This is a genomic window from Levilinea saccharolytica, assembly GCF_001306035.1.
Taxonomy (GTDB): Bacteria; Chloroflexota; Anaerolineae; order Anaerolineales; family Anaerolineaceae; genus Levilinea; species Levilinea saccharolytica.
This window is the reverse complement of record NZ_LGCM01000058.1, coordinates 61463-74552: the sequence shown is the minus strand read 5'-3', so window position 1 is coordinate 74552 and position 13090 is coordinate 61463. Positions and strand designations below refer to the sequence as shown.

Sequence of the window (13090 nt, the reverse complement as noted above, 5' to 3'; positions counted from 1 at the left end):
TCTATTTGACTGAGGAGATCATTCCCTATGCCAATCCATTTTGGCACCGACGGCTGGCGTGCTGTCATTTCAGACACGTTCACCTTTAATAACCTGCGTATGGTCGCCCAGGCGATTGCCGACGCCATCGCCTCTTCCACCTGGCACAACGGAAACCCACCTACCAATGGGTTTGACCCGCGCAAGATCGTGGTCGGGTTCGATACGCGTTTTCTTTCCGACCGCTACGCCACGGATGTGGCCCGCGTGTTGGCGGCCAACGGCTTTAACGTGCTGCTGGCCCAGTCAGATGCGCCCACCCCGGCCATTTCGTATGCCGTCTACCAGCAAAAGGCGGTGGGTGGGGTGATGATCACCGCTTCGCACAACCCGCCGCGCTACAACGGCGTCAAGCTGAAGGCCGCCACCGGCAGCTCCGCCTCGCCAGAACAGTGCCGCCAAGTGGAAGTGTACCTGAACGACAACGAAATTCAGAGCCGCGGGCCAAACCTGATGGATTACGATCAGGCCCTGCAAATGAAGCGCATTCAGCGCTTTAACCCCATCCCGTCTTATCTGGATCACGTGCGCCAACTGATCAATTTTGACGTCATCGCCGAAGGCAAGCTGCGTGTGGTGGTCGATTCGATGTACGGGTCGGGGCGCGGGGTCATTCGCGGGGCGCTGCAAGGCACGGGCTGCGAGGTGTATGAAATTCGCGGCGAGATGAACCCCGGTTTCGGCGGGGTACACCCGGAGCCCATCGCCCGCTATCTGGCTCCCCTGGCAGGGGCCATCAGCTCCGGTTTTGGCGATTTTGGCCTGGCCACGGACGGTGACGCCGACCGCATTGGGGCGATGGATGGGCGCGGCAATTTCGTGGATCCGCATAAGATCATCGCCCTGTCGCTGCGCTATCTGGTGGAGAAACGCGGCTGGCGCGGCGCGGTGGTGCGCACGGTATCTACCTCGCGCATGGTGGACCGGCTGGCGGCGCGCTATGGGCTGCCTTTGTATGAAACCCCGGTGGGCTTCAATCACATCGCCGATTACATGATGAACGAGGATGTGCTCATCGGCGGCGAAGAATCGGGCGGCATTTCCTTCAAGGGGCACATCCCCGAAGGCGACGGCCCCATCATGGGCCTGCTGCTGGCCGAAATTGTGGCCGCCGCGCGCGTGCCTCTTAACGAGCTGGTGGACGACCTGCTGGAAGATGTCGGCCCGGCCTTTTACGAGCGCAAAGACCTGCGCCTGCGCCACCCGGTATCGAAATCGGCCATCACCCAGCGCCTGCGCGACGAAGCCCCAGCCGAAATCGGCGGCGAGGGCGTGGCCCAGGTGAGCACCCTGGATGGGGTCAAATACGTGATGAAGGATGACTCGTGGCTGCTGATCCGCCCGTCGGGGACGGAACCGGTGCTGCGCGTGTACGCCGAAGGGCGCAGTCAGGCGATGGTGAAGGCTTTGCTAGGCTTTGGCGAATCCGTGGCCAACAGCGTGGCCTAACCCATCCCTCCAATGTTCCTGAAAGCCTCGCCGCGGCGGGGCTTTTTCTTTGCCGTTCAGGCCAATAAAAAACTTGGGCGCCGCGACGGGCGCCCAAGCGAGGGTACATATTTCGTCTGCCGGCGCGGCACAGCGCCAGGAGCCGGGCAGCCTGAGAAGGGAGGGTCTTAGGATTGGTGGGCCGAGAAGCGCAGGCGGCGCGCCAGGAAGATGACCACAATCAGCAGCGCCGACAGGCCCAGCATGCCCGGCAGGCCGACTTCATCCATGAAACCGGTATTGGGCAGGGCGGTGGGCGTGGGGCCTGGGACAGTGGGGGTGGTGCCCGCCGCGGCCTGGGTCAGCAAGGCCGCCACCGTCTGCGTGCGCGCCGAGGATTCCACCGCCGCCGCGTCTGCGGCTGCCAGCGGAGGTTCTTCGGTGGGCTGCGGGGTGTCCGTGGGGAAGACCACTACCGGCGTTTTGGTCGGTTCGGGCGTGGCGGTGGGCTGAGGGGTATTGGTGGGAATGCGCATGAAGGCCTCGGTGGCCGCCACACTGGTGGCTGCCATCGAAGTGGCGGTGTTCTGCGCGTTGATCTGCGCAGCCTGCTGCATGGCAGTGCCCGACCCGCCGGAACGCAGCGCCACCAACAAGATGCCGCCCACGATCACCACCAGAACGGTGACCGCAGCGATGATGCCCACGGCGATTAGGAACGTGCGGTTATTGCCGCCGCCGCCCTTACTATCTTTGGGGGCTTCGGGGGGCTCTTCTTCAAAACCCTCAAAAACGCTGTCATCAAAGTTGCTCATGCTTGTCCTCCTCCAATTCAGGTTGCCAGACAGCCCCGCCCGGCGCACTGCCAGGGCACGGCAGGCCCGTGCAAGATTATTCTAGCACATCCAGATTGCATAGCGGCACGGCTAACTGCTCATCATTTTCTAATTTGACCTGCGCCACGCGTGCGCGCACGCCGTTGGGCAAATGCACCAGCTCCGCCGGCAGGGACACAATCATCCCCACCCGCGCGGCTTGCTGCATCCCCAAAATACGCACGTTCAGCCCCTCTTTCAGGGTGACGCTTTCGGCGGGCACGCTGCCCGCCGCGGGCAAGGGGATGAGCACTTCGGGGCGCTCACCGGTAAAAGCGTTCCACACGGTGGCGTTGACCGCGGTGTCGCGCTTCTCGTTGGTGGTCAAAATGCGGTGGGCGGCCAGATTCATAGGAATGCGGCCGAAACCTTCCGTTAAGAGGATGGGAAAGAGCGCGGTTTGCAGGACGGGGAGTAAATCGGCCGTGGCGCTGCCCAGGATCAAGCCGCGCAGCGGCAGTTCGTTGGCCGCGCGGATCGCATCTGCCTGGGCGCAGTGCCCAGCCACCACCACCGCGCCGCGCATGCTCACATCCAGGCGTTCGCGGGTGAGTACATCTTCGGGGGTGGCGGCCAGCGAAAGCAGCACGCCGGAATCGGTGCGCCCGTTGCCCCAGGTTCCTTGCACCAAAGCCCCGCTGGCTTCCAGGATGGCGCCGCGCTCGGGGATGATCTCGGTGATGATGCCCGCCAGCCCGGCGCGCAGTTGGAAGAGGGGGCTGTCCACCTCCATCACGATCCGCCCGCCGGAAATGATGGAAACCTGCCCGGCCACCGGCGCGCGCAGCACGCGCTTAAACAGGCCGCCGGAGCGCGCCAGCACGTCATCCACCTCCACCTTGTCGCCCACGCGGCGCTCGATGGCCTGGCTGAGCTGTGCCGGGCGGGTGATGCCCAGCGCTTGGCGCACGTCAAACACCATGTGGCGCGGGTGCAGCACGGTTTCCGCGATGACATCGTTGGGTGAAACCTTTTGACCTTGCTTAACCAACACTTTGCCTGCCGCCGGAAGCAGCCGCGCCCGGCGCAGGTTGGTGAGGGCCAAAATGTGGGTGACAGGTGCTTGCATAGTGTTTAATCCCAAAGGATAAGGTGCAATCTTTGTACCAATCCGTGCATCAGCCGGATCTGCCTCAGGCTAGATGCCGAACGCCAGGCTCCATTTCTTGATCATCTCGCGGCGGCGGGCCGAATCTTTGGGCAGAACCAGCGGTCTGCCGCGCGCGTCAATCACCGCGCCGCAGGCCCCACCCACAATTTGGAATTTGGCCGGGCCCGGCTTGCCGCGCGGGTCAATCTGCACCCGGCGCAGGGGCTGAAGGTGCAGATTGGCCACCTGCCCATTTTGCAGGGGCAGAGTCACCAAAGAACCCTGGCGTACCTCCACCACATTTTCGCCACCGCGCTCATATTCCAGGCGGGCGCGCAGGATGGGCGTGCCGTAGCGGGCATCGCTCACCGGGCAGATGACCGTGCCCAGGTTGAGCAGCGCACCCGATTCGATCACCTGAACGGGCAGCAGCGAATTGATCTGCGCGGCGGCCCCCAGGCTGGTGAGCAGCTCGTTTTGATCCAGGAACAGGGTGGTCACCCCTACCGGCTGCAGGCCGTCTAAGAGAGCCAAGAGGGCGTGGGCTGGCTGGGGGGCCTGGGTCAACACCGCCCCGCCCGCCAGAATGGGTTCGTAGGCCAGGTTATACAGCGGGTGGCGGGCCAGCATCTGCTGCATGGAAAGCCGCAGGGCCTGACGCGTCAGCGCCAATTCCAGAGCCAGCGTCTCGTTGGTGGTGGGGATCACCTGAGGGTGGAGGGTCTTCTGCATCAAATAGTCCCGCGCCACCACATCCGGCATGTGCATCGGCAGCCATTGGGTGATGTCTTCTAAGGCGCTGTGTTCCAGCACCAAAGAGGCTCCGCGCCCGCTGCTGTAGGGGAAGACCTCCAGCGCCAGATTGCCGCCCTTGCCCATCGCCAGGGTGGTGCTGCCGGAGCCCAACTGCACGCCCAGCACGCCCTTCACCGCGTCCCCAATGTGGCTGAGGAAGCGGATCATGCGCCCAAAGGCCAAAGAACCCGGCAGGGGCAGGGCGCTGCTGATGGAAGCCCAATTTTGCAGGCCGCCGATCTGTGCGTAGCGGATATTGGCCGCCGCTTCGCTGAGGGCGCTTTCGGCGGGGGCCAGATCTTCAATATCCACCGACGGGCGCACATTCGGAGCGGTCAGCGTGTGCACCGTGCGGTCTAAACCTTCTTTGATCTTCTTAGCCAGGGCCTGATTGCCCGCGTAGAGCACGTGCGGGCGGCGGTCCGGCGGCAGCACGCGGTAAGCCAGGCTGATCAGCTCGGCCAGCTTGAACACCGAGCGGCTGGCGCCGCTTTCACTGCCGCCCGCCAGCAGCACCAGATCCGGTTCCGCCGCGATGAGGGCCTGCATCTGCAAATCCAGGCTGCGGGTATCGTTGAGGCCCAACGTTTCCACCACCTGCACCGGCAGGGTGGCCGCCAGGTTGCGCGCGCTTTCCAGGGAAACATCCGCCAGCAATCCCGCCACCACCACACGCAGCACCGGCCCGGCAGTGTAGGTGAGCACCAGCCGGTCCACGCCGCTGCTGTCGCTTTGCACCGGCAGAATCAGCTCACCCTTGAGGTTTAAAAAGGTGCGGCCGGTGATTTCCTCCAGACGGTTGACCGCCAGGTGAATGCCTTCCCCGGCTTCGCGGAAGGGCGCGTTGACCGTGCTGGGTGCGCTGCCCTGGGCGATGAAACGGTACTGCCCATCCACCACGTCGAACAAGATCGCGCGGGTCGTGACCGTGCCAATTTCAACCGCCAGGATGGATTGAGCGTCAATGATCGAAGGGCTCATGGGCTACACTCAGAAAAGCGTTTGAACCGCACGGAAGAGGAAATCCGCACGGTCAATTAATGCGGCCAATGCCGTGGCGAACACCCCGGCAAACAAAGCGCCCAAAGTCACCGCCAGGAACACCTGGCCGATGCTCGCCGTGAATTCCATCCACGAAGGCCGCCGGGCAGGCTGGTTGGGGCGCGACTTGACGCCAAAATGGAAGTACACCAGGGTGGATACTGTACCGATCAGGAACAGAACCGCCTCGAACAAGAGCACCATCGGGCTGGCTGTGCCCTGCAGGGCAAAGGCATCCACCGCCGCGCGGGTTTGACCCAGCAGGGTTCCCAACACCGTGCCGCCCACCAGCACCCCGGCGCCCACGCCCACAATCACCCCCATCGAAAGATTGCCCAGGCGGGTGAAGCGGGGAGAGAGCTTGAAGAGCAGCAAAACGCTCAGCACCAGGGGAATGACCAGCAGACCGCGTTCGGCCAGCGAACCTTGCAGCAAAGGCAGCACCAGGCGCGGCAGCAGCACCTGATAAATCAGAAGCACAGCCGCGTACCCCGCCGCCACGCCCACGAACAGGGAGGTGGCCAAACGGAAGAGCGGGTTGTCCCCAAACAGGTAACTCAACACGCACACCGTCAGCAAAAAGCCCACCGCCGTCCAAATCCAATCCATTGACATCTGGGCCTCACGCTTTCCGGCGGGTGCTCAGGCGGATCAGCGCCTGAAGGATCACCCCCAAGAAGATCAGCACCACTGCCAGGAACAACCCGGCGCGGTAGCTGCCCCACCATCCCCCTAAACCAGCCGGCGTCTGCCCGGACAGCCCGGCGAACGCCATACCGCCGGTGAAACCGGCCACCAATCCATCCGCCTGACCCTCGTTGACATAGGCCTGAAGCACCGGCGCCGCCTGGGCGCTGGAGACCAGCAGGAAGGGGCTTTCGCCAAAGAGGGGCTGCACCTGTTCCATCCAGGCCCGCCCGCCTTCTACCTGATCGGTCAAGACGATGATCGCGGAGAAATCCGTCAGGGCGTTCACATTCTGCACCGCGGGCAGATCCCACATGCCCGGCCAGCGGACGGCGCGGCGCGGCTGGTTGGCAAATTCGCGCAGCGAGGCGATGCCGCCCGGCAAATAGCCCAGGTTGGCGCTTTGTTCAGCGGGGTTAAAGCTGCCCGCAGGCAGCTCCGCCGCGGCGCTGCGCAGCAGATCCGCGCCCAGCACCGGCCCGGTCACCTGGGTGGAAACCAACGCCAGGCGCAGGCCTTTTTCCATGAGCAGCTGCACCACGCGTGTGGCGGCCAGCCGCATTTCACCCGAATAGGCCGGGGCATAATCCACCGCCAGCAGCACGGTGCTGCCCGGCGGCAAAGCGCCCACGGCGTTGTTGAAGTGCAGCACCTCCACGGGCGCGGCGGGGTTGGCCGGAACGCCCCCGAACATATAGGTGAGCACCACCACCAGGATTAGCAGCAGGCCGATGCCGATGCGCATAACCCGCTGGGGGGCCTGCACAAATTCACGCTGCACCTGCTGCGGCTGCGATTCACCGGAGACCAGCGCATCCAGCAATTCAGCATGTTCGCGCTGTTTTTCGGAGGTTTTGAGTTTGGATGAATAGCGCGGGGGTTTGCGGTATTGGCGGGTGAGGTCGAGCGTGGGCAAAATGCCCTGAATACCAGCCAACGGCCCGGCTTTTTCCACGCGGTCGCTTTCCACCAGGGCGCCTTCGGCCCCGGTCTGCATGACGGCTTCCACCGGGCGCATGGCCTGCAGCCAGGCGGGCAGCGCCGCCGGGGCCAGTTCGCCCGCGGGAGCTGCCGCAGCTTCGGCTTCCGCCTCGGCTTCGCTGCTCAGTTCCACACCGGCCTGGCTGGCCTTGTCGCGCAGCCAATCGGGGACCTGATCCGCGGAGGCCAGGGCAGCGTCGCCGGAGGTATCGGTTTCCAGATTCATCTCCGACAGGTCCACTTCGGAGAGCCAATCGGGCAAATCAGTCCCTTCCCCCAGGGCAAAAGCCGGAACCGGCTCGCCGCTAACGGGGGTGGTGTCGGTGGGCGAGGTGAATACGGCGCTGTCCTCGCTGGCAAAGGCGCGCAGCCAGTCGGCGGTCTCACCGTCGGGCGGCTGGCTCTCCGGCAGGTCAAACGCGCGGGTTTCACCCTGGAAAATGCGGGTCCCATCTGGAGAAGCGGGGGCCTCCCCCTGGAAGGCGGGGGCTTCCCCCTGGAAATCGGGGGCCTGGGGGGCAGCGTCCGGCGTTTCCTGGGCGGAAAAGTCGGCCGCGAATTCTTTGAGCCAGTCGGGTGTTCCGTCTTCGGCAGCGGCCGGTGCTGATTCGGTGGGGATTTCCTGAGCGGGGGTCTCCTCAGCAAAAGCACTCAACCAATCGGGTGTGTCGCCAGAGGCGGCGGGGGCTTCCCCCTGGAAAGAGGAGGCGTCCCCCTGGAAAGAGGGGGCGTCCTGCGTGGGGACGTCAGCGGCGAAGGCGCTCAACCAATCCGGCTCATTTTCAGAAACAGCAGGTGTTTCTTCCGCGGGGGTTTCGGCGGCGAAAGCGCTCAGCCAGTCGGGGGTGTCTCCGGCGGCGGGCGTTTCTGGTGCAGGGGTCTCAGCCGCAAAAGCATTCAGCCAGTCGGGGGCTTCGTCCGAGGCGGCCGGGGTCTCTTGTGCAGGGGTCTCAGCCGCAAAGGCACTCAGCCAGTCGGGGGCTTCATCCGCGGCAGCCGGGGCTTCCCCCTGGAAAGAGGGGGCTTCCCCCTGGGGAGCGGGGCTTTCAGCTGCGAAAGCGTTCAGCCAGTCGGGGGTCTCATCGGAGGCAGCCGGGGTCTCTTCTGCAGGCGTCTCGGCCGCGAAGGCGCTCAGCCAGTCGGGGGTGTCTCCGGCGGTGGGGGTCTCCTCCCCTCGGGGAGCGGGAATTTCCTGCGCGGGGGCGTCAGCAGCGAAGGCGCTCAACCAATCCGGCTCATTTTCAGAAACAGCAGGTGTTTCTTCCGCAGGGGTCTCAGCCGCAAAGGCACTCAGCCAGTCAGGAGCCTCATCCGAGGCAGCCGGGGTTTCCTGTGCAGGGGTCTCGACCGCGAAGGTATTCAGCCAGTCAGGAGTCTCATCCGAGGCAGCCGAGGTTTCTTGCGCAGGGGTCTCGGCCGCGAAGGTGTTCAGCCAGTCAGGGGCTTCATCCGAGGCGGCCGGGGTCTCTTGTGCAGGGGTCTCGGCGGCAAAAGCGCTCAGCCAGTCGGGGGTGTCTCCGGCGGCGGCGGGGGCCTCTTCGGCGGGGGTCTGCATCCAATCCGGCAAATCCCCCAGCCCGGCGGCGGCCGCGCTCGGCTGCGCCGGCAATTCTTCAGGCACATCCGCCAGCCAATCCTGGAATTGATCGCCGGATGCGGCAGGGGTTTGCGGCGCGGAGGTATCCTCCAGCCAGGCGGGAAGCCCTTCCAACGGCGCTTCCTCTTCGGAAGAAGGGGCGGCACGTTCCGCTGACAAATCTCGCAGACCGCCGAGCCAATCCTGGTTTCCAGCCGGCTGCGCCGGTAAAGGCGGTTCAGCGGGGGTCTCGTCCAACCCGCCTCCCAGGTTTCGCAGCCAATCATCCCCATCGGGCTCGGCAGCCTGGGCGCTGGAATCCCCGCCCAGGGGGCTGCTTTGCCAATCGCCCAGGCCCTTCAGCCAGGCGGTATCCTCTTCTTCGGACTCGGCCTCGCTCGCCGCTGGGGCGGGCGGTTCGGCCGCGGCGGGGCGCAGATCCGAAAGCCAGTCAGGCAGGTCAGCTTTCACCGCGCCCGGTTCCTCTTCTTCCGCGCCCAACAATCCCTCCACCCCCGGCGTTTCTTCCGCGGCGGAGCGCTGGCGGATGGAGGAGAGCCAATCGGGCAAGCCCGACTCAGCCGGGGCGGCGGGTTCGGGTTCAGCGGCGGAGCTGTCTGTGGATTGGAAATCTTTCAGCCAATCCGGGGTGTCGTCCGGCTCGGAGCGAGCCGGCAGGTCCCCAAAGGGCGCGCCGCAAAACTGGCAGTTGCTGGCTGCCTCGGTATTGCTGCTTCCGCAAATCGGACAATGCTTCTCAGCCATGCTCACCCGCTATATGGGCGGTCCGCGCCCATCAAGATACGCAGCCCGGTCAAGAGGCTGCCTAAGCCGATGCCCAATAACAGCCCGCGCGCGCCCGCCAGGGGCAGACGCTCCACCACGCCCAGCAAATCTCCCAAAAGCGGCAAACCGCGCAATCCTGAGAGCGCGCCGCTGGCCAGAATCAGGAAAAAGACTGCGCTGAGGGCAAACAGGATGCCCATCCAGTTGGGGCGGCGCTGCAGCAGGCGCAGGCTGGCGTAAGCCAGGGTCACCGCCAGCACCGCGATCAGGCTGGTTTCCACCGGCGTTTGCACCGCCAAAACCGCCTGCTGAAATTGCGGATGGTCCGGCGTCAACAGCAGCCCGGCCAGGAAGGTGACCGCAAACCCGGCCAACACCAGCAGGCTGTACCCATCGCCGCGCTGTTTGGGCGGGCTGCCGCGCAGCTTGCGCACGTGCACGCGCACCAGGTTAAAAATGGCCACCAAAGCCGCCACCGCGGCCAAAATCACCGCCCAACTGAGCAGCAGGCTTTGGATATCCACCAAAAACGGCAGGGGCACAAAATAGCCCAGCAGGGCGACAATGCCCAACCCAATGGCGACGGCAGTGGCGACGGGGGCTCTCATAGCAGATCCACCCCCGCCATCTTGAGCAGCGCCCCCAGGATCAGCAGGGCCACCAGCACCCAGCGCAGCACATCCTGAACGCGCAGGCTGGCCTGGTGAGCGGCGCCGGCCTGAAGGTAGGCCGGGGCGGCGAACAGTTCTTCGCCGATGAGAGTCTCTTCGGCGGCGGCATACAGCACCGCCTGAGCCGCCAGGGAATCGCTGGCCGCCAGGGTGAAGGCGCGGGCCTTTTCGCTGGCTTCGGTCATCAAGGCCACTTCGGGGCCAAAATTACCGATCAAAATATTGGTAGAAACCTGCTCATCGCGAATGACGGGCAGTGAACCGGCCACATACGAAAGCGCCGTCGGCCCGCTCAAGCGGCCGCGGTCGGGGTCATATTGATCCAGGGCGTGGCTGGTGCGGTAGGCGGCCTGCAGGGTATCCTGGCTGAGCACGGCCAAAGCCCCATCCCCACTGGTGACCACCGGCGGGCGGTCGCTGACCACGCTCATGCGCGCGATGCGTTCCAGGGTGCTTAAAGCCGTCAACGCTGAGCCGTTATCCGGCGTCAGCAGGTTGGCCTTGCCCAAAGAAATGTGCAGCCGTTTGCCGTCCTCCACCGCCAAGCCAATGGCGCGCCGGAGGCGGCGAATGGCCGGGATGGGGCGCCAGGCGCGCGCCTCTCGCTGGCGGCCCGGCAGCGCAAAGAAGAACAGCAGCGCCAGCCCCAGGCCCACCAGCCCAATCCCGAAGATATTGGATAATGCCATTACGCAACCTCCTCCTCCCGCAAGAATGCGGCAAAAGAACGAGTTTGCAGCGGGTCCTCCAACATCTCCGCCAAAGCCTGCCAGGCCCCAGCCGAGGAAGATCCGCTTAACAGAGGTTGACCCAAATAAACCATTTGCGCCAGGAGGAAAGACAGCGGCCCTCCAGCTTCAAGTAAGGCTGCAACGGGTTCGCGCAACCCCCAATGTTGCAAGATGTGCGCCCAGGATAACCAGAATGAACGTTCTTGCATGTTTCCAGTATAGCACAAGAACAAATCGCAAGGTGATTATTTATCCACTTTCTCCAATCTTGCGCCACAGGCGCACACCGGCCTGAGACTGCTCGTAAGCGGCCACGGCGGCGCGCATGGCCTCCAGCCCCGGCCAAAAAGAGCTGATCTGCGAGGCGTAGGCGGCCACAGCCGCCTGCCAGGCCTCCAGCCCCGCAGTGGAAAGGGCCTGGGACAGACCCTCCCAGCCCGGCCCCAGCCAGGCGGGCACATCCACCGCGTGCATGGCGGCGTAGGGATAATCGGGGTAATACCACAGCCGCCGCCCCAGCTTTTCGGCCGCGGCGCGCGTCAGGGCGTGATCCATGTGGCCGCCCAGGGTGAGCGGGCTGACCACCTGCACGGCTTCCCCTTCCAGAGCCTGCCCCAGGCGCTGAGCCCAGGCGTCCACCAGGGGCTGTTCCACCGGGTTCAGCCCGCGGAACAAATCTTCCGAACGTTCCACCAGGGGCAGCTCGCTGCCCGGCTGACGGCGGTAAATGCAGTCCGGCAGGTCAAAGTGGCGGGGGACGGCCCCCAGGCGCGCGCAGGCGGCGCGGTCCTCGGCGCGGCGGACGGCCAGGGCGGCCTGCCCGCTGGTGCCCCAGCGCTGGTGCAGTTCCTCGGCGAAGGGGAAAAACGGCCCGTCGGGAGGATCCCCGGCGCAGATCGTCCAGATTTCCACCTGGGCGCCGGACTGAACCTGCTCCCAGATCAGCCCGCCGCAGGAATAGGCGGCGTCATCTAAATGAGGGGATAGATAAATCCATCGCATGGCTTTGTTTTACCATAAAGTATAATGAAATCAAATGTTAACCGCGCCGCAAGGACCGGCGTTGAAGGAGAAGCGCGCATGAGTTTCTTTAGCGATTTTTTCAATTTGGCCCCCTGCCCTCCCGCGAAACGCGAAGAGGTCAACCGCCTGATCAGCGAGTTGATCACCATCGGTCAAAAGGAAGATTATCTCTCCGAACGCCCCGGCCGCCCGTTTAACGCCCAGTGCCGCCACGAGGGCGCGCGTCAGATCGGCCGCCGCCTGGATGAGATCGGCGGACTGGAACTGATGGAATTCGCCCACCGCCAGGTGAAACGCAAGGCCGGTAAAAACCTTGCGGCTCACCTGGAGTATGCCTGGGCGGATATCGGTCGCTGGCTGCCTTAGGATTACTTATTTTGGGGCAGCAGCGCGTTGGTAAACGCGCCTGCCACGTTGACTTCTTTCACCAGTTCATATTTCAGCAGCATCTCTGCCAGGGCTGACCACTGTTCCTCGGTCTGCCAGCCCGCGCCGTGCGCCTCGGTGACGGGGCTGCGGTAATCGGCCAGCTCGGTCTCCAACATAAAGCGCTGGTGCTGCGGGTCGGCCTGTTCCCCGGCGTATTTCATCACAATTTCCACGGCCTCATCCAGGTTCTGGCTGGCGTAATCTATACCTTTCAGGGCCGCGCGCAGGAAGCGCGCCAATTTCTCCGGCTGGGTGTCCAGGGTTTCCTGGCTGGTGACGTAGGTCAGCCCCAGGCTGGGCACGCCGTAATCGGCGGGGTCCCACAGGGTCAACTCGTAGCCCCAGGAGCGCAGCATATCGGGTTCGTTGGATTTAAACACGGGGTAAACATCCACCTTGCCTTCCGATAAAATCCGCGGGTCAAAGCCGACATTCACCAACTGCACGTCGTCCTGGCTCAAGTTGTTGGCCGCCATCAACGCGAATAATTCCGGCGGGGGGGAACCTTTGTACCCCACCGTGCGGCCGACCCAATCCTGGGGCGTCTTCAGGCCGCTGGACTGCAGGGCCGCAAAGGCCTGCTGCCCGCGCTGGCCGATGAGGGCGATGGAAACCAGGGGCAATCCGGGGGAGGAACGGCGCTGAAGCAAAATACCCGCGTCCTGGGTAGTCACCTGCACTTCGCCGGCCGCCACCAACTGCAAATGCTGCCCCTGCCCGGCGGAATGCTGAATATCCACCTGAAGATTTTCCTCAGCAAAAAAACCTTTCTCCTGCGCCACATACACCCCCACAAAAGGCAGGTTGGCCTGCGGCTTGTAGCCGGCCATAAAGGTCAGCGTGTCGGGCGCAGCGGGCTGGGCCGGACGGCAGCCCATGAGCGATACCAGCACTCCCATCCCCAGGAACCAACGAAACAGCGTCTTCGTATTCATAAT

At 64.3% G+C, this 13090-nt stretch carries 12 protein-coding genes; 2 read left to right on the top strand and 10 right to left on the bottom strand.

All coding sequences use genetic code 11. The features are described from left to right. Positions 1-27: 27 nt before the first annotated feature. Complete coding sequence (locus ADN01_RS15755) at positions 28-1488, top strand: phosphoglucomutase/phosphomannomutase family protein (RefSeq protein ID WP_062416837.1); 1461 nt, start codon at positions 28-30, stop codon at positions 1486-1488. Between the two features lie 167 nt (positions 1489-1655). Here ADN01_RS15755 and ADN01_RS15750 read toward each other — a convergent pair whose 3' ends face one another. From ADN01_RS15750 to ADN01_RS15710, 9 genes are all read right to left on the bottom strand, one after another. Next, a complete protein-coding gene (locus ADN01_RS15750) occupies positions 1656-2282 on the bottom strand; it encodes an LPXTG cell wall anchor domain-containing protein (protein WP_062416836.1) in 627 nt (208 codons plus the stop codon). 76 nt (positions 2283-2358) lie between these two features. Then, on the bottom strand, positions 2359-3411 hold the full coding sequence (locus tag ADN01_RS15745; protein ID WP_062416835.1) for a hypothetical protein: 1053 nt from the start codon (positions 3409-3411) through the stop codon (positions 2359-2361). Positions 3412-3480: 69 nt separating this feature from the next. Next, positions 3481-5208 carry a glutamate mutase L gene (locus tag ADN01_RS15740; RefSeq protein ID WP_062416834.1) on the bottom strand — a complete coding sequence of 576 codons (1728 nt, stop codon included), beginning with the start codon at positions 5206-5208 and terminating at the stop codon, positions 3481-3483. Positions 5209-5217: 9 nt separating this feature from the next. Next, positions 5218-5883 (bottom strand): hypothetical protein, encoded by a 666-nt coding sequence (locus ADN01_RS15735; RefSeq protein WP_062416833.1) that lies wholly within the window; start codon positions 5881-5883, stop codon positions 5218-5220. Between the two features lie 7 nt (positions 5884-5890). Continuing rightward, a complete protein-coding gene (locus tag ADN01_RS15730; RefSeq protein WP_062416832.1) occupies positions 5891-9277 on the bottom strand; it encodes a hypothetical protein in 3387 nt (1128 codons plus the stop codon). A 2-nt stretch (positions 9278-9279) separates the two neighbouring features. Further along, positions 9280-9906, bottom strand: a complete 627-nt coding sequence (locus tag ADN01_RS15725) for a hypothetical protein (protein WP_075071270.1) — start codon at positions 9904-9906, stop codon at positions 9280-9282. Further along, entirely contained in the window at positions 9903-10658 is a 756-nt protein-coding gene (locus ADN01_RS15720) for a DUF6754 domain-containing protein (protein WP_062416830.1), read from the bottom strand. The genes ADN01_RS15725 and ADN01_RS15720 overlap by 4 nt, the downstream gene beginning before the upstream one ends. Next, positions 10658-10909, bottom strand: a complete 252-nt coding sequence (locus ADN01_RS15715) for a hypothetical protein (protein ID WP_062416829.1) — start codon at positions 10907-10909, stop codon at positions 10658-10660. Before ADN01_RS15715 ends, ADN01_RS15720 begins: the two co-directional genes overlap by 1 nt. 40 nt (positions 10910-10949) lie before the next feature. Next, positions 10950-11702 carry a PIG-L deacetylase family protein gene (locus ADN01_RS15710; RefSeq protein ID WP_062416828.1) on the bottom strand — a complete coding sequence of 251 codons (753 nt, stop codon included), beginning with the start codon at positions 11700-11702 and terminating at the stop codon, positions 10950-10952. Between the two features lie 78 nt (positions 11703-11780). Here ADN01_RS15710 and ADN01_RS15705 point away from each other — a divergent pair, with 78 nt between their 5' ends. After that, on the top strand, positions 11781-12089 hold the full coding sequence (locus tag ADN01_RS15705; RefSeq protein WP_062416827.1) for a hypothetical protein: 309 nt from the start codon (positions 11781-11783) through the stop codon (positions 12087-12089). 2 nt (positions 12090-12091) lie between these two features. On the opposite strand, the gene ADN01_RS15700 is transcribed toward ADN01_RS15705, so the two are convergent. After that, positions 12092-13087: an ABC transporter substrate-binding protein gene (locus ADN01_RS15700; RefSeq protein ID WP_062416826.1), complete on the bottom strand. Its 996-nt coding sequence runs from the start codon at positions 13085-13087 to the stop codon at positions 12092-12094. Positions 13088-13090 lie beyond the last annotated feature (3 nt).

What these genes read in the sequence shown, in the direction of transcription:
- ADN01_RS15725 (WP_075071270.1), bottom strand. Translation starts at nt 9,906, where the DNA reads ATGAGAGCCCCCGTCGCCACTGCCGTCGCCATTGGGTTGGGCATTGTC.
- ADN01_RS15705 (WP_062416827.1), top strand. Translation starts at nt 11,781, where the DNA reads ATGAGTTTCTTTAGCGATTTTTTCAATTTGGCCCCCTGCCCTCCCGCG.
- ADN01_RS15710 (WP_062416828.1), bottom strand. Translation starts at nt 11,702, where the DNA reads ATGCGATGGATTTATCTATCCCCTCATTTAGATGACGCCGCCTATTCC.
- ADN01_RS15740 (WP_062416834.1), bottom strand. Translation starts at nt 5,208, where the DNA reads ATGAGCCCTTCGATCATTGACGCTCAATCCATCCTGGCGGTTGAAATT.
- ADN01_RS15720 (WP_062416830.1), bottom strand. Translation starts at nt 10,658, where the DNA reads ATGGCATTATCCAATATCTTCGGGATTGGGCTGGTGGGCCTGGGGCTG.
- ADN01_RS15730 (WP_062416832.1), bottom strand. Translation starts at nt 9,277, where the DNA reads ATGGCTGAGAAGCATTGTCCGATTTGCGGAAGCAGCAATACCGAGGCA.
- ADN01_RS15755 (WP_062416837.1), top strand. Translation starts at nt 28, where the DNA reads ATGCCAATCCATTTTGGCACCGACGGCTGGCGTGCTGTCATTTCAGAC.
- ADN01_RS15715 (WP_062416829.1), bottom strand. Translation starts at nt 10,909, where the DNA reads ATGCAAGAACGTTCATTCTGGTTATCCTGGGCGCACATCTTGCAACAT.
- ADN01_RS15735 (WP_062416833.1), bottom strand. Translation starts at nt 5,883, where the DNA reads ATGTCAATGGATTGGATTTGGACGGCGGTGGGCTTTTTGCTGACGGTG.
- ADN01_RS15745 (WP_062416835.1), bottom strand. Translation starts at nt 3,411, where the DNA reads ATGCAAGCACCTGTCACCCACATTTTGGCCCTCACCAACCTGCGCCGG.
- ADN01_RS15700 (WP_062416826.1), bottom strand. Translation starts at nt 13,087, where the DNA reads ATGAATACGAAGACGCTGTTTCGTTGGTTCCTGGGGATGGGAGTGCTG.
- ADN01_RS15750 (WP_062416836.1), bottom strand. Translation starts at nt 2,282, where the DNA reads ATGAGCAACTTTGATGACAGCGTTTTTGAGGGTTTTGAAGAAGAGCCC.